Genomic DNA, 23,569 nt, shown 5'->3' on the forward strand with positions numbered 1-23,569 from the left:
GGGGAGCAATCTCCGGCGGTTTTTCTTTGCGGGGACGGGCTCACGGCGATGTGTTCCGGCTGCGATGGCGGGTGGGGATGTCTCACCCCTTCGTTACTTCCCGTTTGGAACCGGAAGGATTATCTCTACGGTCGTCAATCAGGCCGCGCGGCCTTCGTTCGCCCGATGTCCTGGATAAAGAGGTTGCAATGTCGCCGCGTTTTTTGATTTCGCTGATTGCCGGTCTGGTGCTCGCAGCGCCACTTCAAGCCGAAGACGGCAAGCCGAAGGGCGTCGTTGAACTGTTTACCTCGCAGGGTTGCTCATCCTGCCCGCCAGCCGATGCCGCATTTCGCAAGATCGTTGGCCAGGGCAATGTGATCGCGCTCGCCTATCATGTCGATTACTGGAACTATCTCGGCTGGACCGACACGCTGAGTTCCAAGCAGAACACCGAGCGTCAGTACGGCTATGCCCGCATGCTCGGCCGCAGCAACGTTTACACGCCGCAGGTCGTCGTCAACGGCCGTGATCATATGACTGGTTCCGATCTCTCGGCGATCAACGGAAAGATCGACGGCTTCTCGACCGACGGCAAGGGGCTGAATGTCCCTATCGATGCGCAGATGCGAGGCGATGAGCTTGAGATCAAGATTGGCGCCGGCCAGGGGAAAGCCAATGTGGTGATGGTCTATTTCGACAAGGAAAAGACCATCGACGTTGAGAAGGGCGAAAACAGCGGCCAGAAGATTTCCTACATCAACAGCGTCAGCGACATTGAAACTGTCGGAATGTGGGACGGAAAGGCAACAAGCCTGACTTTACCTGCAACGGTTCTGCAAAAGGCCGACCTCGAAGGCTGTGCAATCCTGTTACAGGCTGCTACGGCTGACGGTGATCCGGCCGCGATCCTGGGCGCAACCGTCGTCATGGCCGGGAAAAATATCTGAAAGTTTCATCCGTTCAGGATGGAAAACGGGGCGGCCCGGCTAATCGTATTCGGGGCTGGGGTTAAGGTCGATACGCTCAGCCGGGCCCTTTGGCGCGCTGGCGCCAAATCGGTGAGCGGAATTTCCCCTGCAAATGAGGCGCTGTTTTGACTGAATTGCGGCGCTCCGGAGATTGCATAGCATATGCTTAATGTGATGACTGGCCGCACTTGCAATTTGCGGCGGGTCGGGCAAACTGTCACTCTCCTGTCATAAGCGAGAGGCCTTGAGAGACTGATGACAGATCAGCCGGATTTGCGGCATGGCGATCACCGTTCCGCCGACAGTAGTTCCTCAGTCGTCGTCGATCTTAAAGAATACAAGCAGAACAAGGATCCGTTGCCGGTGACCTTTCACCGGCGAGAGCTGGATGCGATCCTGTGGATCTACGGCCGCATGGTCGGCGAGGGCGAGTGGAAAGACTACGCCATCGACCACATGAAGGACAAGGCGGTGTTCTCCGTCTTCAAGCGCTCCGGCGAAATGCCGCTCTTCACCATCGAGAAAGACCCCAAGCTTGCCAACAAGCAGGGCGCCTATTCCGTCGTCAACACCAACGGCATGATCCTGAAGCGCGGCCACGAGCTGCAGCAGGTGCTGAAGGTGTTCGACAAGGTGCTGAAGCTCGTCGACAAATAGCGATCAGCCCTTGTAGAGGCTGCCTGGATAGGCCGACGGGTCCGGATCGGTATCCTTTCCCTCGCCCAGCTGCCGCTGCATGAGCATGGTGTCCAGCCAGCGGCCGTGCTTGTAGCCGGTACCCTTGAGCAGGCCGGTTTCCTCGAAACCCAATGAACGATGCAGCGCGATCGATGCCGGATGGGCGCCACCGATGACGGCGACCATCTGCCGGAAGCCGAGGGCGATGCAGCGGGCGATCAGTTCCGCGAGCAGCGCCTTGCCGACGCCCTTTCCCCGGGCCTCCGGCGCCAGATAAATCGAATCCTCGACCATCCACCTGTAAGCCGGACGTGTGCGGAACGCCGATGCATAGGCATAGCCCAGCAGCACACCGTCTTTGTCGATGGCGGCGAGATAGGGGTAGCCCTGGCCCGTTATGGCAGCCAGCCGCGTGGCCATCTCCTGGCGCGCCGGCGGGGCAATCTCGTAGCTGGCGACGCCTGACAGCACCGCCTCACGGTAAATCGCGGTGATGGCATCGAGGTCGGAGGTTGCGATATCTCGGAGATGAACGGTCATTGGGCGGCCGATGTCTGGAATGTGGTTCAGGCTGAAAACCATCCGGCGCGCGATTTGGCAACAGGAAAAGCGAATAAGGATATCGGGACCATGCAGGGCACTTGCCTGCCGTCGTCGTGATTGTTCCGCTGCCTTCTGTTCCGGCAAGCCGGAGATGACAGCCGTGTGGCGGCCAAGGCCGGCGAGTTGACCGAACCCGCCAGAGCTTCTAGAGAACAGCTTCGCGGAACAGGCCTTTGCGTCAGGCGGCAGATCGGCCGCGTGCGTCAGCCATGGAGAAACGCCATTATCAAGATTCTGGTTTTGCTGCACGCCGCCGTCGGCATTGATTGGCAGTCTCCCCCTGAGGGCACCAGCCTGAAGACCTTGAACGAAGCCGAGGAGAAGGGCTTTATCGAGATTCGCGGCGAGTTCCAGAAGCGGCAATTCCGCCTGACGAAGCGCGGCTCCGACCATGTTGCGCTCGACCGTCGGCGCCTGGCGGCACGCAAGCTTTAAGACGCGCAAGGCTGGCCGTTATTTGCCAGCTGCATGACCACAGCGCTCAATCCACACTCCGAAAAACAAAACCGCCCGCAACATCTCTGTCGCAGGCGGCTCGGTTGTCTCGCGTTCGACCAGACGGTCTGGCCGTCAACAGTTCCGTCTTACTTGCGGTTACCCATGAACTGCAGAAGGAACATGAACAGGTTGATGAAGTCGAGGTAAAGCGTCAGCGCGCCCATGATCGCCTTGCGGCCCATGACTTCGGCACCATCGGCTTCGTAGTACATTTCCTTGATCCGCTGCGTATCGTAGGCCGTCAGGCCGGCGAAGATCAGGACGCCGATCACGGAGATCGCGAACTGAAGGGCAGACGAGCCCAGGAAGATGTTAACGACCGACGCGATGATCAGGCCGAACAGACCCATCACCAGGAACGAGCCCATGGCCGAGAGATCACGCTTGGTCGAATAACCGTAGAGCGACAGTGCGCCGAACGAAGCGGCGGTGATGAAGAATGTCTGCACCACGCTCTGGCCGGTGTAGATCAGCAGCAGAGACGAGAGCGACAGACCCACCAGCGCGGCGTAGATCCAGAAGGTGGTCTGCGCGGCCGAAACGCTCATGCGGTTGATCCGGAAGCTCAGGAAGAACACCATGGCCAGAGGAGCCAGGATGACGACCCACTTCAGCGGGCTCAGATAGATGGCCTGGCCAAAGGCGGTCAGCTGACCGTCGGCAAAGGCGAATTGGAATGACAGAAATGCGGCTACACCCGTGATCGCCAGACCCAGCGCCATCAGGTTGTAGACCTTGAGCATATAGGAGCGCAGCCCCTGGTCGATCATCTCGCCAGTCTGCGTCCGGCTTTGGTAGTTACGAAGGTCAGCCATAGTTTCCTCTTACAAGCTCCGATGTGAATACGGTGTCGGGCTTCGCGACCCGGGCGCCGCTGCGGAGCTCCAGCATGCCTGCGGTCAATATGAGGCTTTCGCCCTTTGCAAACAAGGCCCTTGCAACCGGCGGCGGGGTTAAATCGCCGTAAGGTGAAGCTATTTTATCGGGCGCTGCTTTACCAGTGCCAGCCCTAGAGCTCGCGCAGAACGGGTGCCGCCTTCTGGCCGAGGATGCGCCAGGTTCCGATCAGGCCGATCCCGACGGTCAGCACCAGAGCGGTGGCGATCGTCAGACCCGCGACATCCGGGAGGAAGGCGGAGGGTAGCCGCATGATACGGCTGACGATGAACCATGCTGCCACGCCGCCTGCCAGAAGCGCGAAGATGGCCGTGGCCGCGCCGAGGATCAGATACTCGTAACTGAAAGCGCGGATGAGCATGGCGCGCGTAGCACCCAGCGTTTTCAACACCACCGCATCGTGCGTCCGGGCCCGGTTTCCGGCGGCGAGCGCGCCTGCCAGCACCAGGATAGAGGCAATGAGTGCGACCGAAGCCGCCGCGCGGATCGCGGTCGCAAGCTGTCCGACCAGCTGGTTGACGATATCGATCGCATCCTTGACGCGGACGCTTGTCACCGTCGGATAGGTGTTGGTGACAGTCTTCAGGATCGCTGTCTCTTCGGTCGCACTTGCCGAGGGATCGGTCAGCGTTGCCAGCCAGGCATGCGGGGCGCCACGGAACGTATTCGGCGAAAAGACCATCACGAAGTTCAGCGACAGTGATTCCCACTGGACCTTGCGCAGGTTGGTGATCCGAGCGGTGATGTTCCTGCCTAGCACGTTGACAGTGACGGTATCGCCAATCTTGAGGCCGAGTTCGCCTGCCTCTTCGGCGGAAAAGGAAACCTGCGGCTCGCCGCTGTAATCCTTTGGCCACCAGCTGCCCTCTGTGAGTGCAGCATTCTCGGGGATGTTTTCGGAATAGGTGATGCCGCGGTCGCCGCGCAGGACCCATTGCCCTGCCGGCGGCACCTTGCGCTTGGTGACGTCTTCGCCGTTGAAGGCCAGGATGCGGCCCCGCAGCATCGGCACTTCCACCAGCTTGCCATCAGGCGCCTGCTGCTTGATCAGGTTGCGGAAGCTCTCCACCTGGGCACTCTGGATGTCGACGAAGAAGAAATTCGGCGCGCCGCCTGCCATGCGGCCAGTCAGCTGCTGGCGCAGATTGCCGTCGATCAGCGTCAGCGTTACCAGGAGCGCCAGCCCAAGGCCCAGCGAGAGCACGACAGAGGGCGTCAAGGCGCCGGGGCGGTGGATATTGCCGATTGCCAGACGCAGCGCCGGCGAACTGACGCGCGGGCTGCGTTTTGCCAGCCAGGCGATCAGGGCGGCCACGGCGCGCAGAATCACGAAGGCGAAGACGATGGCGCCGACAAAGACGACGGCGATGAAGCGGTCGTAGGCGGTGACGATCGCCAGCCCCGCAAGTGCTGCCATGAAGACGCCGGCCAGCAGGATATAGGGCCAGGAGGGAAGGGCACGGGCTTCGAAGCCCTGTTCGCGGAACAGAGCCGTTGCGGGAACTTCGCGGGCATGCCCCAGCGGCAGGATGGCAAAGGCCAGCGTCGTCAGGATGCCGAAGACAGCGGCCAGCAGCAGCGCGCCCGGATAGAGCGCCGGTGCCGTCGAGACCGGCAGGAACTGCGCCAGGAATTGGGCGGCGATCACAGGCGAGATGGCGCCGAGCACCAGACCGATCAGGATGCCTGCGAAGGCGATGATGGCGATCTGGAACAGATACACGAGTACCACGACCGAAGCGGGCGCGCCCAGGCATTTGAAGGTGGCGATCGTCGTCCGCTTGGAGTCGAGAAAGGCCCGGACCGCGTTGGCAACGCCGACGCCGCCGACGATCAGCGCGGTGAGGCCGACCAGCGTCAGGAACTGCGAGAAACGGGTGATATTCTCCGTCAGCGATGGCGCAGCGCGGTCGCTGGTGCGAATCGACCAGCCGGCAGAGGGAAATTCCTTGGCAGCGCGGTCGCGCACCGCGCCAATTTCGCCGGGATCATCCAGCTTGATCTTGTAGGCGTGCTCGACGAGGCTGCCGGTCTGGATCAGTCCCGAGGCCTGCAGCGCGGCACGGCTGACGATCAGCCGTGGCGCGAAGCCGAAGCCCTCGGAGAGCGCGTCCGGCTCCGTCTTGACGGTTCCGGTGATGCTGAGCGTTGCGTTGCCGAGCAGGATTTCGTCGCCGACGGCAAGGCCAAGGCGCTGAAGCAGAAGTGGAGCCGCGACCGCGCCATAGGTGCCGCTCTGGTCGGAGAGCAGGGCCGCTAGCGGATAATCGGGCTCCGACTGGAACGTGCCATAGAGCGGGTAGGCGTCATCGACGGCCTTGACCTCGACCAGCGCCTGGTCGGAACCGTCAGGTTTTCTCGCCATCGAACGCAGCCCCGTCGAGATCGAGACCTTGCCGAAGCCGCGCAGGAAATTCATCTCATCTGGCGATGCCTCGCGATTGTTGAGCTCGAAGCGGACGTCGCCGGCAAGAAGTTCCTGCCCTTGCGACGCGATCGTGTCGGTAATCGAGGTCGAGACGGAATTGACGGCGGCGATCGCGCCGGTGCCAAGCGCGATACAGGCGAGGAAGATGTAGAAGCCCCTGAGGCCGCCGCGCAGCTCGCGAAGGGCGAGGCGGAAGGCGAGTGACGCGCGCGGCGTGATCAGGGTCATGCGAGGACTGCCGCAGACTGGCGCGCTGGGCTGTCGCTTTCGATCTTGCCGGAGCGCACCCGGATCTGCCGCGAGCAGCGGCTGGCGAGCGCATTGTCATGGGTCACGAGCAGCAGGGTCATGCCGCGCTCGGCCTGCTTGGCGAACAGCAGATCAGCGATCTGGCGGCCGGTCTCGGTATCGAGGTTGCCGGTCGGTTCGTCGGCGATCAGGAGGGCTGGAGACGGCGCCAGCGCCCGGGCGATCGCCACGCGCTGCTGTTCGCCGCCGGAGAGCTGGCCCGGATAGTGGTTCAGCCGCTCGCCGAGACCAACGGAGCGCAATTCGCGCTGGGCGATCTCGAACGGGTTGCGCACGTTGGCAAGCTCGAGGGGCACTGCGACATTCTCGAGCGCCGTCATGTTGGCGATCAGGTGGAAGGACTGGAAAACGATGCCGATGTTCCGGCCGCGGAAATCGGCAAGCTGATCCTCGCTCATCGCATGGAGCGGCGTGTCCTGAATGTGGATTTCGCCGCTATCGAGCCTTTCCAGACCGGCAAGCACCATCAGCAGCGTCGACTTGCCGGATCCGGATGGCCCGACGATGCCGACGGATTCGCCGGCCTCGATCGTCAGGTCGATGCCTTTCAGCACGTGGACCGACGCCGCGGCATTGCCCAATGTCAAATCCGCGTGCTTCAGCTCGATGATGGTTTTTGCCAAAGAAAATAGCCCTATATAAATCCCAAAGACTTCGACAATTTAGGGAACGCGGAATGAGATTTAAAGTTGGCCTGCTTCACATCGCTGTCATTGCGGGCTCTCTGCTTGCCGCTACACTGGCAAATGCCGCGACAATCAACCTCGTCGGCTTCGGTGATAGCCTCATGGCCGGGTTCCAGCTGCCGCCGGGAGACGGCTTTCCCGAGAAGCTGCAGGCCGCACTCAAAGCGAAAGGCGTCGATGTCGCGATCACCAATGCCGGCGTTTCCGGCGACACCTCGACCGGAGGGCTTGCGCGGGTCGACTGGTCGGTTCCCGACGGAACGAGCGGCGTCATCCTCGAGCTCGGCGCCAATGATGCGCTTCGGGGGATCGCGCCCGAGGAAACCGAGCGAAACCTTGATGAAATCATTGCCCGGCTAAAGAACAGAGGTATTCCGGTCCTGCTTGCCGGCATGATCGCGCCGCCGAACATGGGGGCGGACTATGCTGCTCGGTTCAATCCCATCTTCGAGAAACTGGCGCAAAAACATCAGGTTCCGCTCTACGCCTTTTTCCTCGATGGTGTTGTACTGGACCCCAGCCTTAAGCTGGAGGACGGTATGCACCCTAATTCCAAGGGAGTGGATGTCATGGTTCAGAAGATGGAGCCGGCTGTCACAAATTTCATCGGGACGATTTCTACTGTGAAGAAATAGGGGCTTGCGCGGCTCACCATTGCGTGATTCCGTGTTAGCACCTGCAAAAGATTCGGGGAGTGCTCGTTATGCCGAGACTTTTTACCGCCCTCGAAATTCCGCGCAATGCGGCGATGAGCCTTTCATTGCTGCGCGGTGGTCTTCCCGGTGCCCGATGGATCGATGTGGAGAATTACCACGTCACTTTGCGCTTTATCGGCGATGTCGATGGCCGCACCGCTGACGAGATCGTCGAGCGGCTGGACAGGATCGACCGCCCGGAATTCCAGATCAGGCTCGATGGTATCGGCGCTTTCGGTTCCAAGAAGCCGCACTCGGTTTGGGCGGGTGTATCGCCTTCGCCCGAGATGTATGCTCTTCAGGGCGAGATCGAGCGCATCTGCCAGAGGATCGGCCTTCCGCCCGATCCCCGCAAGTTTACGCCGCATGTGACGCTTGCCCGCCTGAAGTCGTCACGCGTCGATGACGTGGTTCACTACCTGTCGGGCCGCGGCAATTTCCAGACTTCGACCTTCACCGTGCCGCGCTTCGTCCTGCTCTCTTCGCGGGATTCGGTCGGCGGCGGGCCTTATCTGACGGAAGAGGTCTTCGCGCTCCATGAAGCGCTGTCGGCGCCGAGTTCGCCGAGCAACTTCATGCAGCCGGCCAAGAGCCTGGCATAGACATTCTCGAAGCCTTCCGGACCACCGTAATAGGGGTCCGGAATATCCTCGCCGGTGCCGAGGGCGATGTCGCCGAAAAGGTGGATGTTGCGGGCGTTCGGTGATGCGCGTCGAAGCTCGGCCACGTTGTTCCGGTCCATCGCGATAACCAGATCGAATGCCGCGACGTCTTCGCTGCGGATGCGGCGTGCCCTCTGTGCGGATATGTCGATCCCGTGCTGTCTGGCTGTTGCGGCCGATCGCCGGTCTGGCGGGTCGCCTTCGTGCCAGCCGCCCGTTCCGGCCGAATCGATGGCAAACGCGTCCGAGAGACCGGCCTCCGCCGCGGCATGGCGGAAGATTCCTTCCGCCAGGGGCGACCGGCAGATATTGCCCATGCAAACAAACAGGATGCTGACGCGTTTCATGAAGAGACCTATGAAGGGTGATCGGAGGACAATGACATGAAGATGGAAAAACTGGAACGCCGCGCAATCGACGAGCATCTGGCAGCAGTCGCAGGATGGGCGCTTGCCGAGGACGGCAAGTCGATCTCCAAAACCTTCAAGTTCGGCAGCTTCGTCGAAGCATTCGGCTTCATGGCGCAGTCGTCGCTTTCGGCCGAGAAGCTCAATCACCATCCGGAATGGTTCAATGTCTATTCGCGGGTCGACGTGACGCTTAACACGCATGATGCCGGCGGGCTGACCGAGCTTGATTTCAAACTGGCCAAGGCAATGGACAAGGCGGCCGGTCTGAACACAAACAATTGAATCGCGTCCGGCAGTCACCATATCAGGCCATGCATTTTGAGGAGATCGGAATGGACGACGTCAAATACGGTGAGATCCTGCTGCCCGGCGATGAAGAGACCCAGAGCCGCCGGGAAAAGGCCGTGCGCAAGAAATTCTGGCCGACCTTCAAGCGCGCCGTCCGGCAGATCCCGTTCTCGCGCGATGTCGTTGCTGCTTTCTATTGCGCCACCGACCCGGCGACGCCTGCGCGCGTCCGCGGCATCCTGTTGGCAGCACTCGCCTATTTCGTTCTGCCGTTCGACATGATCCCGGATATTTTCGCGGTTGTCGGCTTCTCCGACGACATTGCCGTGCTGTCGGCCGCCTTTGCGCTTGTCAGCGGCCATATGAAGCCCAAGCACTATGAGGCTGCCGATCGCGCCCTTGCCGATCAGCCCGAGGGCATGAAGACCGTCTAGGCGGTTTCCGCGTCCAGAACCTTCTTGAGCTTGCCGAAGGCGAGCCTGATCCTCGATTTCACCGTTCCGAGCGGCACTCCCGTGGCTTCGGCAATTTCCGAATGCGATTGCCCAAGGAAGAAGGCGGCGCGCAGCATCTCACGCTGCTCTTCCGGCAGCTGGCTGACCGCGGCGCGCACGTGGGCATCGCGGTCATCATTGGCGACCGCCTCGTCGGCACCGATTTCGGCAGCCGGTTGCAGTGTCGGGTCGTCTTCATCAAGGACGCGAGCCCTGGCGCGCCGCTGCAGGTCGATGCGGCGGTTGCGGGCGATGCGGAACAGCCAGGTGGATAGCGAAGAGCGCGCCGGATCGTAGAGACCGGCCTTGTGCCAGAGCACGATCATCACTTCCTGGACCAACTCTTCTGCCTCGGTTGCGGGCATGCGTTGGCGAAGCAGCCAGGATTTCAGCCTCGGCGCGAAATAATCGAACAGGACGGAGAAAGCCTGCTGGTCCCGCTGATCGGCGACAGCTTTTGCGAGGGCAGCGAAACGCTGTTTTTCCTCAGCATCCATGTCCGGTCACGTTCCCCCTGGCTCAGGCAATTCTTGGACGAATTTCCAATACCTTAATGAGGTACAACGGATTTTCGAAAGGTCAAACTCTTGCCTGAATCTTTATGTCTTAAATTGCTCTCGAAGGGATGACGCGATGTCATCGAGGCATAACATCACCGCAGGCAGCCGCACCAAGCCGAACGTTGACACACAGGCCTAAATGACACAGGTGGAGACAAATCACGGTCTCCGTTGACGCTTTGGTAACCTGAATTAAGTCAAAATAAAGCAGATCGTGACGAAAGCGCTGCCCGCTCTGATCGGGCGCTGAATCGCAAGAACCGGCAGGAAATCAATGTTTGTAAAAAGTATCGCACCCGCTCTCGCTCTCGTTCTCATCACGGCCGGAGTCGCAGGAGCGCAGCAGGGCGGAGCCTCGGCGCCGACCCGCATCCAGCAGTTCCAGGCTTGGGGCGCCTATTCCTACAAGCAGGGCAACAGCACCGTCTGCTACGTACTGTCCGTTCCGACGACGAAGCAGCCGGCAAGCGTCGATCACGGTGACAACTTCTTCATCGTATCGCAGCGCCCGGGCCAGAACATTTCCTACGAGCCGCAGGCGATGATGGGCTACACGGTCAAGGAAAACTCCAAGATCAACGTCGTCATCGACAACAAGACCTTCGTCATGTTCACCAAGGACAAGGCAGGCTGGGTCGAGAATGCCGCTCAGGAGCCCGCTCTCGTGGCGGCGATGAAGGGCGGTCATTCGATGACGGTCACAGCCGTCTCGCGCAAGGGCACCGGTACGTCCTACGCCTATTCCCTGTCCGGCATTTCGGCGGCGCTGAAGCAGATCGAAAGCTGCAAGTAAGCTCTTGCGCTCGATCGAAGAATTCGAAGGCCGGCCTTGCGCCGGCCTTTGCCGTTTCCATCTATAGTGACGTGCGGGGAAAATGATGATAAAGCCCCGCGCAACAGCGGAACGATTGCGGCTTTGACCGTAGCTCCGCATTCAATTTTCTGCGAACTGCCGATGTCACCCGCCAAGTCTTCCGGCTTACCGGGATGCGTCCAGTTTTGATTTCGGGATCGAGAAACTATGTCCGTCATGGATGCTATGGCCGTTACCAAGCCGCAGGCGCCGCGCCCCCAGATTAGCGACGAGAAGCCCTCGCTGATCGGTTTGTCGCGCGAGCAGATGGCCGATGCGCTGCGCGAAAAGGGCGTGCCGGAAAAGCAGATCAAGATGCGCGTCAGCCAGCTCTGGAACTGGATCTATGTGCGCGGCGTCTCCGATTTCGATCATATGGCGAATATCTCCAAGGACATGCGCGAGACGCTGAAGCAGCATTTCACCATCGCCCGTCCTGAAATCGTCGAGGAACAGGTTTCCAACGACGGCACCCGCAAGTGGCTGCTGCGCTTTCCGCCGCGCGGCGCCGGGCGTCCCGTCGAGATCGAGGCCGTCTATATTCCCGAGGAAGGCCGCGGCACGCTCTGCATTTCCAGCCAGGTCGGCTGCACGCTTACCTGTTCCTTCTGTCACACCGGCACGCAGCGCCTGGTGCGCAACCTGACGGCCGAGGAAATCCTGTCGCAGCTGCTGCTTGCCCGCGACCGGCTGGGCGACTTCCCGGATCGCGAAGCGCCGCAGGGCACGATCATGCCGGCCGAGGGCCGCAAGGTCAGCAATATCGTGATGATGGGCATGGGCGAGCCGCTCTACAATTTCGATGCCGTCAAGCAGGCGCTGCTGATCGCGACGGATGGCGATGGGCTGTCGCTCTCGAAGCGCCGCGTCACGCTGTCCACATCCGGCGTCGTGCCTGAGATCTTCCGCACCGGCGACGAGATCGGCGTCATGCTGGCGATCTCGCTGCACGCCGTTCGCGACGACCTGCGCGACATCCTGGTGCCGATCAACAAGAAGTATCCGCTGAAGGAACTGATCGACGCCTGCCGGAAGTATCCGGGTCTTTCCAACGCCCGCCGCATCACCTTCGAATATGTGATGCTGAAGGACGTCAATGACAGTCTGGAAGACGCGAAGGGGCTGATCCAGCTACTGAAGGGTGTTCCGGCGAAGATCAACCTGATCCCGTTCAACCCGTGGCCGGGCACCAACTATCAGTGTTCGGATTGGGCGCAGATCGAGAAGTTTGCCGATTTCATCAATTCGGCCGGCTACGCCTCGCCGATCCGCACGCCGCGCGGCCGTGATATTCTTGCAGCCTGCGGGCAGCTGAAGTCGGAGTCCGAGCGCATGCGCAAGACCGAGCGTCTCGCATTCGAAGCGATGATGATTGCCAATCACGGCGCGGACGACTGATCAGCAAGTTTGATCCTTCTAACAGTTCTTTGCGATTGATCGGGCCTTCGTCTTTTTCTAGAAGCGCCTGATAATCTATGGAGGACTCTATGCGTTCGATCTTGCTCGCCGTTGCGGCGACCCTTGCCCTTACCCTGCCTGCAAAGGCTGAAGACGTCACGGTTGCCGTGACGGCGATCGTCGAGCATCCGGCACTCGATGCCGTTCGCAAGGGCGTGCAGGACACGCTGGCGGCTGCCGGCTACAAGGAAGGCGAGAACCTCAAGTTCCTGTTCGAATCAGCACAGGGCAACCCGGCAACGGCAGCGCAGATCGCCCGCCAGTTCGCCGGCGAAGATCCGAACGTCATCGTACCGATCTCCACGCCGTCGGCGCAGGCCGTCGTTTCCTCGACGCGCGATATTCCTGTCGTCTTCACCGCGGTTTCCGATCCGCTCGGCGCACAGCTGGTGAAGGACATGGACAAGCCGGGCGGCAACGTTACCGGTCTGTCCGACATGTCGCCGGTTGCCGAGCATATCGCGCTGATCAAGGAAATCCTGCCGAACGTGAAGTCGATCGGCTATCTCTACAATTCGGGCGAAGCCAACTCCGTATCGCTGCTGGCCGTGCTGAAGACGGAAGCCGAGAAGGCCGGCCTCAAGGTGGTTGAATCCGCCGCCACCAAGTCGGCTGAAGTTCAGGGCGCCGCCCGCGCGCTTGTCGGCCGTGCTGACGTCATCTACGTGCCGACCGACAACACGATCATCTCGGCTCTCGAAGGCGCGGTTGCCGTTGCCGAGGAAGCGAAGCTGCCGCTCTTCACCGCCGACACCGATTCCGTCTCGCGCGGCTCGATCGCCGCCCTCGGCTTCAACTACTATGACGTCGGCAAGCAGACCGGTGACATCGTCGTGCGCATCCTCAAGGGTGAAAACCCGGGCGACATCGCGGTCAAGGTTGCCGCCGGCAGCGACCTCGTCGTCAACAAGAAGGCTGCCGAAAAGATGGGAGTGACGCTGCCGGAAAGCGTGCTGAAGCGCGCCAACCGCGTCGTCGAGTAAACCGAAACCGTCGCTTTCGATATTGCGTTTAGCCGCCCCTGTTTCTAAACGGGGGCGGTTTGGTATTTTAAGACCCGCGAAAGCACGGGCACAGCAGAACAGAAAGGCGGCAGGCCTTGAGCCAGATTGCATTTTGGGGAGCCGTGGAACTGGGGCTGGTCTATGCCTTCGTTGCGCTCGGCGTCTATCTCGCCTTCCGCGTTCTCGATTTTCCGGATCTGACGGTCGACGGGTCGTTTCCGCTCGGAGCTGCCGTCACCGCGGTTCTGATCATTGCGGGCGTCAATCCATGGCTTGCCGCGCTGGTGGCGATGATTGCGGGTTCGGCTGCCGGCATCGTCACGGCGATGCTGAACGTGCGGTTCAAGATCCTCAATCTGCTGGCCTCGATCCTGACGATGATCGCGCTGTTCTCTGTGAACCTGCGCGTCATGGGCAAGCCGAACGTGGCGCTGATCAATGCCGATACGATGATCAGCCCGTTCTTCGGCCATGGCCTGCGCGATTTCTATGTCCGCCCGCTTTTCGTCGGCGTTCTCGTCGTCATCGCGGTCATCGTCGTCTGGCGTTTCCTTGAGAGCGATGCGGGACTTGCGATGCGCGCGACCGGCGCCAACGCCCGCATGGCCCGCGCCCAGGGCGTCGATACCAACCGGCAGATCTATCTCGGTATGGCGATCTCGAATGCGCTGGTGGCGCTCGGTGGCTCGCTGTTTGCGCAGACCAATGGCTTTGCCGATGTCACATCGGGCGTGGGCACGATCGTCGTCGGTCTCGCGGCCGTCATCGTCGGTGAGACGCTGCTTGGGCGCCGCGGCCTGCTGATCGCGTTGATCGGCTGTGTGCTCGGCTCGATCATCTATCGCATCGCCATCCAGCTTGCGCTGTCGACCGATTTCATCGGCCTGCAGGCTTCGGACCTCAATTTCGTCACGGCGGTCCTCGTCACGATCGCGCTGATCCTTCCCCGTCTTCGCCGCGGAGGAGCTGCATCGTGATCAGCGTTCAGGATATCAAGGTTGTCTTCGGCAAGGGCACGCCACTTGAAAAGAAGGCGTTGAACGGCATCAGCCTGACGATCGAGCAGGGCTCCTTCGTCACCGTCATCGGCTCGAATGGTGCCGGTAAATCGACCCTGCTCGGCGTGCTCGCCGGCGATGTGCTGGCAAGCGAAGGCAAGGTAACGATCGGCACGACCGACGTCACGCGCAAGCAGACAGCGGCGCGGGCCGGTCTTGTGGCCCGCGTGTTCCAGGATCCGTTGACCGGAAGCTGCGGTGCCCTGTCGATCGAAGAGAATCTGGCGCTGGCCGCCCGCCGCGGCGAGCGGCGCGGCCTGGTGTCGGCGCTTGGGCCAAAGCGCCGCGAGCATTTTCGCGAGCGCATCGGCGAGCTCAATCTTGGTCTCGAAAACCGCATGGCCGACCGTATGGATCTGCTCTCCGGCGGTCAGCGGCAGGCGGTCTCGCTGGTTATGGCAACGCTTGCTGGTTCTGAAGTGCTGCTGCTTGACGAGCATACCGCGGCGCTCGACCCCGGGATGGCCGAGTTCGTCATGGGGCTGACGGACAAGATCGTTTCGGAGCGCAAGCTGACGACGCTGATGGTCACCCATTCGATGCGCCAGGCGCTCGATTACGGCCATCGGACGATCATGCTGCATGGCGGCGAGATCGTGCTGGATGTCAGTGGCGACAACCGCAAGGATCTGCAGGTCGAGGACCTGATCGCGATGTTCCGCAAGATGCGCGGCCAGACGCTTGATGACGACGCGCTGCTGATCGGCTGATCGAAATATTTTCGAGGCGATGTCGATCCGCTTGCATCGCATTCGTTATCCGTCACCATCGCATGGAGCGGTGGTGAGCTAAGGAGACGGATGATGAAATATATAGCGCTGATCTACATGGACCCGAGCTCGCGCACGCCCCCGGATTCCCCTGAATTCGGAAAGATGATGAGCGGCTATGCCACCGCGACCGAGACCTACAAGAAGGATGGGATTTGGGTTGCCGGCGATGCGCTGCAGCCGGTGACCACCGCGACCACTGTCAGGGTGCGCAACGGCCGGACCGAGACCATGGATGGTCCCTTCGCCGATACCAAGGAGCAGCTTGGCGGCTTCTACATCCTCGATTGCGACAATCTCGATGACGCCATCAAATACGCAGCGATGATCCCTCATGCGGCTATGGGCTGCGTCGAGGTGCGGCCGATCATGGTCTTCGACCGCTGATGAGCGAGGTTCCGGCCGCCGGTCCGTTTGCCGACGAGATCGACAGGATCGCCCGGCAGGACGGTGGCCGTCTCCTTTCCAGCCTGGTGGGCGCGCTGCGGGATTTCCAGCTCGCCGAGGACAGCCTGCAGGACGCACTGGAATCGGCGCTGGTCCATTGGGGCCGCAATGGCTTGCCGGCTTCTCCACACGCCTGGTTGATGCAGGTCGCCCGCCGCAAGGCGATAGACCGGCTGCGGCGCTCGGCCAATTTCCAGGCGAAGTCTGCGGAGATCACCCATCTTGCCGACCTGGAGCGCGCATCACCAATCGCGGACGAGCCTGATCCGATCGGCGACGAGCGGCTGAAGCTGATCTTTGCCTGTTGTCATCCGGCGATCGACCGGAAGACCTGCGTGGCGCTGACCTTGCGCTCTGTCTGCGGGCTGAGAACCGAAGAGATCGCCGACGCCTTTCTCGACCGGCACGATGCGATGGCGCAGCGGCTTGTGCGCGCCCGCGACAAGATTGCCAAGGCAGGCATCACCTATGAGGTGCCGGGGCCGGAGGGGTGGACGGCACGGCTCGAAAGCGTGCTTGCCGTCGTCTATCTGATCTTCAATGAAGGATATGCTTCCGGCAGCGGCAGCCATATCCGCGTCGATCTCTGTGAGGAGGCGATCCGGCTCGGGCGGCTGCTGATGGCGTTGCGCCCTGATGAGCCGGAGATCGAGGGGCTGCTATCGCTGATGCTTCTGCATCATGCCCGCAGGGCCGCGCGGATCGGCGAGGGCGGCGCGATCCTCACTCTCGAAATGCAAGACCGCAGCCTCTGGGATCGCACGGTGATAGCCGAGGGCGTGGCGCTGATTGAACGCGCGCTGAAGCGTGGCTGCCCAGGTGCGTATCAGCTGCAGGCGGCGATCATTGCCGTGCATGCGGAGGCGCGAGATTTTGCCGAGACGGATTGGCAACAGATTGCGCTGCTCTACGGCGAGCTTGCCCGCACTGCCGACAACCCGGTCTATGAACTGAACCGGATCGTCGCGCTGTCCTATGTCGAGGGTGCGGCCGCAGCGCTTGCCCGGCTCAAGCCGATCGCCATGGCGCTTACGCAGTATCAGCCGTTTTACGCGGTTCAGGCCGATCTTCTGGTGCGCGACGGTCAGGTTGATCAGGCAAAGCTCGCCTATGGCAGAGCGATCGAGCTCTCGATGTCCGAGGCTGAGAAGCTGTTTCTGGCGCAGCGGCTCGAGGCGCTGCGGGACAGCTAAGCTTAACGGGCCTGCGTGAAGAAAATCTTCGCCGCGAAGATCGAGAAGACGCCTGCGAAAGTGTAATCCATGCCGCGCAGCACCTTTCTGTTTTTCTGCAGCCAACCGGCGAGCCAGTCTGAGGCGAAGACCACGGCTGCATTCACCGGCATGCCGATCAGAATGAAGAAGAAGCCGAGGAAGAGCAGCTTGTGCGTGACGGCGGGATCACCGGCAGTGACGAACTGCGGCAGGAAGGTCATGAAGAAGATGATGACCTTCGGGTTCAGAAGATTGACCCAGAAGCCACTGGAGATGTTGGAGAGCGGCGTGCCCTTGACCTCATCGACCTTTTCGACCGAGAGCTTCGAGCCGAAACGGATCGCCTGTACTGCGAGCCACAGCAGATAGGCGGCGCCGCCGGTCTTGAGGATCAGGAATGCGGTCGGCGAGGCTGTGATCAGCGCCGAGATGCCGAAGGCCACAAGCATGGTGTGGACGACGATGCCGAGACTTGTGCCGAGCACGACATAGAGCGCCGGCTTCTTGCCCTGCGATAGGGCGCGGCTGATCGAGAGCGTCATGTCCGGCCCCGGCGTTGCTGCGAGCAGCAGGCTTGCAGCGGCAAAGGCGAGGAGCGTTGGCAGGGTCGGAAGAAAGTCCATGGTGCACTCTGAAAGCCGGAAGGAGATGTTATTTCTCATATCCGGCTTTCGGAAAATTACCAATCAAACCTTCTGATGTGGCCGATCGTTTCCGGTCGTTACTTCGCTTCCAGAAACGCCTTGAACTTGTCGGCGTAGTCCTTGTGCCAGCGCGATAGCGGCGGGCGGTTTTCGATGATGTCGCCGGCGGCCCAGGCCATGCGGCGTTCATCGACAGGACGCGCGACGTCGTTGTCGGGGCAGAGGATGTAGAAGTCGCCCTTGGCAAGGCTCTCGATCATGAAATCGACCGTCTGCTCCGGCGTCCAGGCCGCAGCCGGCTTTTCGGCGCGGTCGCCTTTGGTCAGTCCGGTGAAGACGAAGCCGGGGATCAGCAGATGAGCGGAAATCTTCGAGCCTTCGGTGTTGCGCAGCTCGTGTTCTAGCGCCTCCGTGAAGACCTTCACGCCGGCTTTCGAAACGTTGTAGGCGGGGTTGCCCGGCGGGGTGGTGATACCCTGCTTGGAACCGGTGTTGATGATCAGTCCGGGCTCGCCATGCTTGACCATCGCGGCGCCGAAAGCGCGGGTACCGTTGATGACGCCCAGTAGATTGACGCCGAGAATGTTGTCCCAATCGGCCTGCGGGCTGAAGATCGAGGTTTCCGGCCCGATGCCGGCATTGTTCATCAGCACGTGAACACGGCCGAAGCGCTGGATGACCGTCCGCTCCAATGCCTCGAGCGCCGCCTTGTCGGAGACATCGGTTTCGGCTGCAAGAACGTGTTCTGCGCCAACGATCGCCTCGAGCTCGGCACGCGCCTTGGCGAGCTTCTCCTGGCCGAGATCGGCGATGACGACGCTCATGCCCGCCTTGGCAAAATGTTTTGCCGCCGCAAGGCCGATACCGGAGGCTCCGCCGGTAATGACGGCAACGTTGGATGGTTTGAAAATCTCTTGAATATTCGTCACGGGACCGGCTCTCCTCGAAGCGTTGTGCGGACGAAGCCAGATATGGGTTGGCATTTGACGCTGTCAAACACTATCCGCGACCGAAAAGCGGCGCTTCCTGGCCTTGCGTCGTGTGACAATCTCGCTAAAAGTGCCCGCGACACCGGGCTTTGCGGTTTGCCGCTGCCCCTTTGCAACGGACCTCATCATCATGGCACCTAAAAAAGACGTGAAGAAAGTCGTGCTTGCCTATTCGGGCGGCCTCGACACCTCGATCATCCTGAAGTGGCTGCAGACCGAGCTCGGCGCCGAAGTCGTGACCTTCACGGCCGACCTTGGCCAGGGCGAAGAGCTCGAGCCGGCGCGCAAGAAGGCGGAGATGCTCGGCATCAAGGAAATCTATATCGAGGATGTGCGCGAAGAATTCGTGCGCGACTTCGTCTTCCCGATGTTCCGTGCCAATGCAGTCTATGAAGGCGTCTATCTGCTCGGCACCTCGATTGCCCGCCCGCTGATCTCCAAGCATCTGATCGATATCGCCCGCAAGACCGGCGCCGATGCGATCGCGCATGGCGCGACCGGCAAGGGCAACGACCAGGTTCGCTTCGAGCTTTCCGCCTATGCGCTGAACCCGGATATCAAGATCATCGCGCCGTGGCGCGACTGGGACTTCAAGAGCCGTACCGATCTGCTGGCCTTTGCCGAACAGCATCAGATCCCGGTTGCCAAGGACAAGAAGGGCGAGGCGCCGTTCTCCGTCGATGCCAATCTTCTGCACTCCTCGTCCGAGGGCAAGGTTCTGGAAGATCCGGCTCAGGAAGCCCCTGAATATGTGCATATGCGCACGATCTCGCCGGAAGCTGCTCCCGACAAGGCCACCGTCATCAAGGTCGGCTTCGAAAAGGGCGATGCCGTCTCGATCAACGGCGTCCGCATGAGCCCGGCAACGCTGCTCGCAGCGCTCAACAATTACGGCCGTGACAACGGCATCGGCCGTCTCGACCTCGTCGAGAACCGCTATGTCGGTATGAAGTCGCGCGGCGTCTACGAAACGCCCGGCGGCACGATCCTGCTCGCGGCGCACCGCGCCATCGAGTCGATCACGCTCGACCGCGGTGCAGCTCACCTGAAGGATGAGCTGATGCCGAAATATGCCGAGCTCATCTATTACGGCTTCTGGTTCTCGCCGGAGCGCGAGATGCTGCAGGCGCTCATCGACAAGAGCCAGGAGCATGTCGAAGGCGAAGTGACGCTGAAGCTCTACAAGGGCAATGTCATGGTCACCGGCCGCGAGAGCCCCAAGTCGCTCTACTCGGACAAGCTGGTCACCTTCGAGGACGACCAGGGCGCCTACGACCAGAAGGATGCGGCCGGCTTCATCAAGCTCAACGCGCTGCGCCTGCGCACGCTCGGCAAGCGCAATCTGAAGGGCTGATCATCGCTCGATTGCTTTTCGAAAGGCCCGCCCCGCGCGGGCCTTTTTCGTTTGCGCTCCAGCACCTTGACGGCATTGTGCTTTGGCATAGTCTGCGCAGATCACTCGCGGAGCATTTCATGACGCAGTCTCTACTTCTGGGCGCCTTTCTGGCAGCCCTTTTTTATGTGCTCATCCCCGGTCCCGCTTTCCTGCAGCTGCTTGGCATCGGCGCCGGGCAGGGCCGCAAGGCGGGAGCGTTTTTCCTGATGGGGCACCTGGTCGGCGACATCATCTGGTCCGCGCTGGCCTTGATCGCGATCGTTGGTGCGAAGATCATCGGCACCTTCGTGTTCGACCTGCTCGGCCTGCTTTGCGGCTTCTACCTTGCCTGGATCGGCTGGAACGCCGTGAGCGCCAAACCGAAGGCCGATGGTCAGGCGCTCGTCGTCGTCGAACGCCCTTTCCGCCGCGGCCTGATCTTCGGCGTTACCAATCCCAAGGGATATCCGGTGGCGCTTGCAACATTCACGGCGCTTGTCGCCGGTTCGGCAAATGCGCTGGATTTCGCAGCTTTGCCCCTGATGCTCAGCGTCTCTTTCGTCGGCTTTGTGACTGCCGATATCATACTCGTCACCATCGTCGGTGCGGGCGCCGTGCGCCGCTTCTATCGCGCCAACGAGCGGCTGATCGTGCGCTGCTCCGGCGTGCTGTTCATGGGCTTTGCCGTTCAGGCCCTATGGCATGCGACGCCCGGGCTGCTCGGCTGGCGCAAGGCCTAATCGTCAGGTGCTGATGAAATCGACGATCGATTTCAGTGTCTTCTCGCCATCGGTGTCGCCGAGGGACTTGGCGATCTGCAGCTGGTTTTCGTAGTAATCACGGAAATTGAACGCTGTGCCGTCGGTAACGCCGCGCAGGTCCAGCAGATTGCCCTGCGCATCGATCGCATGCATCGGCAACGGCTCTGAGATCGCCGCAAACGTGTCCTGGTCGAGCTCTCCGGAATCGAAGCTCTGCCGGGCATAGCTTCGCAATTCGCCCGGACTGACTGCGGTGAAATCCGGGCCGCCGGAGGCTGTTACGTCGTCTACTCTGAAGCCGGGTTGGACTGCCGGTCCAGTATCAATTTCAATATCGGAGGTCTTCGAAGATTTTGCGTTATTGTGACTGTTTTTAAAAAGCAAACTTTGAGAAGACCGCACAGAGAAAATTTCCATGGCGCATGTCCCCTTACGAAAAGAGTAAGCGAAAACTAGCGTCCAGGACCGCCGGGCGTCAATCGTTAACAAATAGTTAATTTTCGTCTATCAGTTTTCATGGATCAAATCTTCCATGTACCTGTAAAAGGCGAATTTGATCAGCAACATACCATTGCCGCGAAGCGTCACCTATATTGCCGTTTCACTTGCTTGCGTAAAAGGATGTCAGCATGCCTTCCACACCAGAATTTAATCCGGCGCTCGTCAACTGGAACGGGCATCACGGCCTGCCGCGCTTCGAAGCGCTCCATGATGGCGACTTCGCAGCCGCCTTCGATGCGGCGCTCGCGTCTCACGAAACGGAGATCGATGCGATTGCCGCCAATGCCGAAGCGCCGACCTTCGAAAACACCATCGTCGCGCTGGAAATCGCCGGCGATGAGCTGTCGCGCGTCTCGGCGCTGTTCTGGAACCGGGCAGGTGCGCATACCAACGATGTCATCCAAGCGCTCGAGCGCGAGATCTCGCCGAATATGTCGCGGCATTATTCGAAGATCGGCACGAATGCCGGTCTCTTTGCGCGCATCGACACGTTGTGGGAAAAGCGCGCGGAACTGGGGCTGACCCTGGAGCAGACGCGGGTGCTGGAACGGCACTGGAAGGGCTTCGTGAAATCCGGCGCCAAGCTGCCGAAGCCGGAGCAGGAAAAGCTCGCCGGCATCAACGAGAAGCTGGCCGGTCTCGGGACCAATTTCGGACAGAATGTTCTCGCCGACGAAAAGAGCTGGTCGCTGCTGCTGTCCGAAGGACCGGAGCTCGAAGGACTTCCGGATTTCCTCAAGGACGCAATGGCGGCGGCGGCTCGCGAACGCGGAGAAGACGGCAAGTTTGCGGTCACCCTGTCGCGCTCGATCATCGAGCCGTTCCTGACATTTTCCGAACGCCGCGATCTACGCGAACAGGCCTTCAAGGCCTGGACTGCCCGTGGCGCGAATGCGGGCGCAACCGATAACCGCGGCATCATCAAGGAAACGCTGGCGCTGCGCAAGGAAATGGCCGGCCTTCTCGGTTACGGCAATTTCGCCAAGCTGAAGCTCGACAACACGATGGCGAAGAAGCCTGTTGCTGTCGACGAGCTGCTGCGGGCAGTCTGGGCGAAAGCCGTTTCCCGCGCCCGCGAGGAAGAAGCCGATATCGCCCGGCTGATTGCTGAGGACGGCAAGAACCACGAGGTCATGCCCTGGGATTGGCGCTTCTATGCGGAGAAGATCCGGGCACAGAAGTTCAACTTCTCCGAAACGGAGCTGAAGCCCTATCTGCAGCTCGAAAAGATCATCGAAGCCTGCTTCGACGTGGCCAACCGCCTGTTCGGCATCCGGGCTGTCGAAAAGAAGGGCATTACCGCCTACCATCCCGATGTGCGCGTCTTCGAAATCCGCGACGCCAGCGACAAGCTCGTGGCGCTGTTCCTCGGCGACTATTTTGCCCGCAGCTCGAAGCGCTCGGGTGCCTGGATGAGCTCCTTCCAGTCGCAGCACAAGCTGAAGCTGAGGAACGGCAACACCGGCGAGCTGCCGATCATCTATAACGTCTGTAATTTCGCCAAGCCTGCGGAAGGCAAGCCTGCGCTGCTGTCGCTCGACGATGCCCGAACGCTGTTCCACGAATTCGGTCACGCGCTGCATGGGATGCTGTCGAACGTCACCTATCCGTCGGTTTCCGGCACCGGTGTCTCGCGCGATTTCGTCGAATTGCCGTCGCAGCTTTACGAGCACTGGCTGACCGTGCCCGCGATCCTCAAGCAATATGCGGTGCATTTCGAAACAGGCGAGCCGATGCCGCAGGCGCTGCTCGACAAGGTTCTCGCGGCCCGCACCTTCAATGCCGGCTTCAACACGGTAGAGTTCACCTCCTCGGCGATCGTCGACATGGAATTCCATACCCGCGACGCCGTCGATGATCCGATGGTGGTTCAGGCCGAGGTGCTGGCCGCGCTCGGCATGCCGAAGTCGCTGGTCATGCGTCATGCTTCGCCGCACTTCCAGCATATCTTCTCCGGCGGCTATTCGGCCGGCTATTATTCCTACATGTGGTCGGAAGTGCTCGACGCCGATGCGTTTGCGGCCTTCGAGGAAACCGGTGATGCCTTCAACCGCGAAATGGCAGCGAAGTTGAAGGACAACATCTATTCGACCGGCGGATCGCTCGACCCCGAAGATGCATATAGGGGTTTCCGCGGCAAGCTGCCGAGCCCGGACGCGATGCTAGTCAAGAAGGGACTGGCAACCTTCAAGGAGCTCTCGGGCAGCGATGCCTGAGCGCATGCCGTAACAAAACTGTCGCCGAAGTTTCGGCAAACCGTCATGCGGTCTTCAAGAGACTGACATGACGGTTGCCCAAGGCTGGGGCGGGACGCTTCGTTCCCGCTCCTGAAGCAGC

The 23,569-nt window shown here is 60.9% G+C and carries 26 protein-coding genes; 17 read left to right on the top strand and 9 right to left on the bottom strand.

The window, feature by feature from the left end:
- Positions 1-188 precede the first annotated feature (188 nt).
- A complete protein-coding gene (locus AC1DIJ_RS08770; protein WP_112385827.1) occupies positions 189-929 on the top strand; it encodes a DUF1223 domain-containing protein in 741 nt (246 codons plus the stop codon).
- A 276-nt stretch (positions 930-1,205) separates the two neighbouring features.
- Positions 1,206-1,607 carry a DUF2794 domain-containing protein gene (locus AC1DIJ_RS08775; RefSeq protein WP_112385826.1) on the top strand — a complete coding sequence of 134 codons (402 nt, stop codon included), beginning with the start codon at positions 1,206-1,208 and terminating at the stop codon, positions 1,605-1,607.
- A 3-nt stretch (positions 1,608-1,610) separates the two neighbouring features.
- On the opposite strand, the gene AC1DIJ_RS08780 is transcribed toward AC1DIJ_RS08775, so the two are convergent.
- The gene (locus AC1DIJ_RS08780) at positions 1,611-2,168 is read right to left on the bottom strand and encodes a GNAT family N-acetyltransferase (protein WP_112386057.1); all 558 of its coding nucleotides are present in this window, start codon (positions 2,166-2,168) and stop codon (positions 1,611-1,613) included.
- 297 nt (positions 2,169-2,465) lie between these two features.
- On the opposite strand from AC1DIJ_RS08780, the gene AC1DIJ_RS08785 reads away from it, so the two are divergent.
- Complete coding sequence (locus AC1DIJ_RS08785) at positions 2,466-2,666, top strand: hypothetical protein (protein ID WP_112444593.1); 201 nt, start codon at positions 2,466-2,468, stop codon at positions 2,664-2,666.
- 149 nt (positions 2,667-2,815) lie between these two features.
- Here AC1DIJ_RS08785 and AC1DIJ_RS08790 read toward each other — a convergent pair whose 3' ends face one another.
- The 3 genes from AC1DIJ_RS08790 to AC1DIJ_RS08800 form a co-directional block, all read right to left on the bottom strand.
- Positions 2,816-3,544, bottom strand: a complete 729-nt coding sequence (locus tag AC1DIJ_RS08790) for a Bax inhibitor-1/YccA family protein (RefSeq protein ID WP_112385825.1) — start codon at positions 3,542-3,544, stop codon at positions 2,816-2,818.
- Positions 3,545-3,738: 194 nt separating this feature from the next.
- A complete protein-coding gene (locus AC1DIJ_RS08795) occupies positions 3,739-6,282 on the bottom strand; it encodes an ABC transporter permease (RefSeq protein WP_112385824.1) in 2,544 nt (847 codons plus the stop codon).
- Positions 6,279-6,986, bottom strand: coding sequence for an ABC transporter ATP-binding protein (locus tag AC1DIJ_RS08800; RefSeq protein WP_112385823.1), 708 nt, complete (start codon positions 6,984-6,986; stop codon positions 6,279-6,281). The genes AC1DIJ_RS08795 and AC1DIJ_RS08800 overlap by 4 nt, the downstream gene beginning before the upstream one ends.
- Positions 6,987-7,039: 53 nt before the next feature.
- Between AC1DIJ_RS08800 and AC1DIJ_RS08805 the strand changes: the two genes are divergently transcribed.
- Positions 7,040-7,684, top strand: coding sequence for an arylesterase (locus tag AC1DIJ_RS08805; protein WP_112385822.1), 645 nt, complete (start codon positions 7,040-7,042; stop codon positions 7,682-7,684).
- A 68-nt stretch (positions 7,685-7,752) separates the two neighbouring features.
- On the top strand, positions 7,753-8,346 hold the full coding sequence (gene thpR, locus AC1DIJ_RS08810) for an RNA 2',3'-cyclic phosphodiesterase (RefSeq protein WP_112385821.1): 594 nt from the start codon (positions 7,753-7,755) through the stop codon (positions 8,344-8,346).
- Here the strand turns inward: thpR and AC1DIJ_RS08815 are convergent.
- Positions 8,253-8,753 carry a low molecular weight protein-tyrosine-phosphatase gene (locus AC1DIJ_RS08815; RefSeq protein ID WP_112385820.1) on the bottom strand — a complete coding sequence of 167 codons (501 nt, stop codon included), beginning with the start codon at positions 8,751-8,753 and terminating at the stop codon, positions 8,253-8,255. The two genes, thpR and AC1DIJ_RS08815, sit on opposite strands and share 94 nt — an antisense overlap.
- A gap of 36 nt (positions 8,754-8,789) precedes the next feature.
- On the opposite strand from AC1DIJ_RS08815, the gene AC1DIJ_RS08820 reads away from it, so the two are divergent.
- Positions 8,790-9,098, top strand: a complete 309-nt coding sequence (locus AC1DIJ_RS08820) for a 4a-hydroxytetrahydrobiopterin dehydratase (RefSeq protein WP_112385819.1) — start codon at positions 8,790-8,792, stop codon at positions 9,096-9,098.
- Between the two features lie 50 nt (positions 9,099-9,148).
- Positions 9,149-9,538: a YkvA family protein gene (locus AC1DIJ_RS08825; RefSeq protein WP_112385818.1), complete on the top strand. Its 390-nt coding sequence runs from the start codon at positions 9,149-9,151 to the stop codon at positions 9,536-9,538.
- Here the strand turns inward: AC1DIJ_RS08825 and AC1DIJ_RS08830 are convergent.
- Complete coding sequence (locus tag AC1DIJ_RS08830) at positions 9,535-10,095, bottom strand: sigma-70 family RNA polymerase sigma factor (RefSeq protein ID WP_112385817.1); 561 nt, start codon at positions 10,093-10,095, stop codon at positions 9,535-9,537. The two genes, AC1DIJ_RS08825 and AC1DIJ_RS08830, sit on opposite strands and share 4 nt — an antisense overlap.
- A gap of 337 nt (positions 10,096-10,432) precedes the next feature.
- On the opposite strand from AC1DIJ_RS08830, the gene AC1DIJ_RS08835 reads away from it, so the two are divergent.
- From AC1DIJ_RS08835 to AC1DIJ_RS08865, 7 genes are all read left to right on the top strand, one after another.
- Positions 10,433-10,951 (top strand): invasion associated locus B family protein, encoded by a 519-nt coding sequence (locus AC1DIJ_RS08835; RefSeq protein ID WP_112385816.1) that lies wholly within the window; start codon positions 10,433-10,435, stop codon positions 10,949-10,951.
- Between the two features lie 228 nt (positions 10,952-11,179).
- Entirely contained in the window at positions 11,180-12,409 is a 1,230-nt protein-coding gene (rlmN, locus tag AC1DIJ_RS08840) for a dual-specificity RNA methyltransferase RlmN (RefSeq protein WP_112385815.1), read from the top strand.
- An 89-nt stretch (positions 12,410-12,498) separates the two neighbouring features.
- Positions 12,499-13,452 (top strand): ABC transporter substrate-binding protein, encoded by a 954-nt coding sequence (locus AC1DIJ_RS08845; protein ID WP_112385814.1) that lies wholly within the window; start codon positions 12,499-12,501, stop codon positions 13,450-13,452.
- Between the two features lie 116 nt (positions 13,453-13,568).
- Positions 13,569-14,450 (top strand): ABC transporter permease, encoded by an 882-nt coding sequence (locus AC1DIJ_RS08850; protein WP_112385813.1) that lies wholly within the window; start codon positions 13,569-13,571, stop codon positions 14,448-14,450.
- Positions 14,447-15,241: an ABC transporter ATP-binding protein gene (locus AC1DIJ_RS08855; protein ID WP_112385812.1), complete on the top strand. Its 795-nt coding sequence runs from the start codon at positions 14,447-14,449 to the stop codon at positions 15,239-15,241. Before AC1DIJ_RS08850 ends, AC1DIJ_RS08855 begins: the two co-directional genes overlap by 4 nt.
- A gap of 93 nt (positions 15,242-15,334) precedes the next feature.
- Positions 15,335-15,688 carry a YciI family protein gene (locus tag AC1DIJ_RS08860; RefSeq protein ID WP_112385811.1) on the top strand — a complete coding sequence of 118 codons (354 nt, stop codon included), beginning with the start codon at positions 15,335-15,337 and terminating at the stop codon, positions 15,686-15,688.
- Complete coding sequence (locus AC1DIJ_RS08865; protein WP_112385810.1) at positions 15,688-16,941, top strand: DUF6596 domain-containing protein; 1,254 nt, start codon at positions 15,688-15,690, stop codon at positions 16,939-16,941. Before AC1DIJ_RS08860 ends, AC1DIJ_RS08865 begins: the two co-directional genes overlap by 1 nt.
- Positions 16,942-16,943: 2 nt before the next feature.
- Here AC1DIJ_RS08865 and AC1DIJ_RS08870 read toward each other — a convergent pair whose 3' ends face one another.
- The gene (locus tag AC1DIJ_RS08870; RefSeq protein WP_112385809.1) at positions 16,944-17,585 is read right to left on the bottom strand and encodes a LysE family translocator; all 642 of its coding nucleotides are present in this window, start codon (positions 17,583-17,585) and stop codon (positions 16,944-16,946) included.
- 98 nt (positions 17,586-17,683) lie between these two features.
- Positions 17,684-18,535, bottom strand: a complete 852-nt coding sequence (locus AC1DIJ_RS08875) for an SDR family NAD(P)-dependent oxidoreductase (RefSeq protein WP_112385808.1) — start codon at positions 18,533-18,535, stop codon at positions 17,684-17,686.
- A gap of 190 nt (positions 18,536-18,725) precedes the next feature.
- Here AC1DIJ_RS08875 and AC1DIJ_RS08880 point away from each other — a divergent pair, with 190 nt between their 5' ends.
- A complete protein-coding gene (locus tag AC1DIJ_RS08880) occupies positions 18,726-19,949 on the top strand; it encodes an argininosuccinate synthase (protein ID WP_112385807.1) in 1,224 nt (407 codons plus the stop codon).
- A gap of 119 nt (positions 19,950-20,068) precedes the next feature.
- Entirely contained in the window at positions 20,069-20,710 is a 642-nt protein-coding gene (locus tag AC1DIJ_RS08885) for a LysE family translocator (RefSeq protein ID WP_112385806.1), read from the top strand.
- Positions 20,711-20,713: 3 nt separating this feature from the next.
- Here the strand turns inward: AC1DIJ_RS08885 and AC1DIJ_RS08890 are convergent, their stop codons facing one another.
- Positions 20,714-21,148: a hypothetical protein gene (locus AC1DIJ_RS08890; protein WP_112385805.1), complete on the bottom strand. Its 435-nt coding sequence runs from the start codon at positions 21,146-21,148 to the stop codon at positions 20,714-20,716.
- Positions 21,149-21,360: 212 nt separating this feature from the next.
- On the opposite strand from AC1DIJ_RS08890, the gene AC1DIJ_RS08895 reads away from it, so the two are divergent.
- On the top strand, positions 21,361-23,448 hold the full coding sequence (locus tag AC1DIJ_RS08895; protein ID WP_112385804.1) for a M3 family metallopeptidase: 2,088 nt from the start codon (positions 21,361-21,363) through the stop codon (positions 23,446-23,448).
- The last annotated feature ends 121 nt before the right edge of the window (positions 23,449-23,569 follow it).

Source organism: Rhizobium sp. 10N427, from assembly GCF_056394605.1.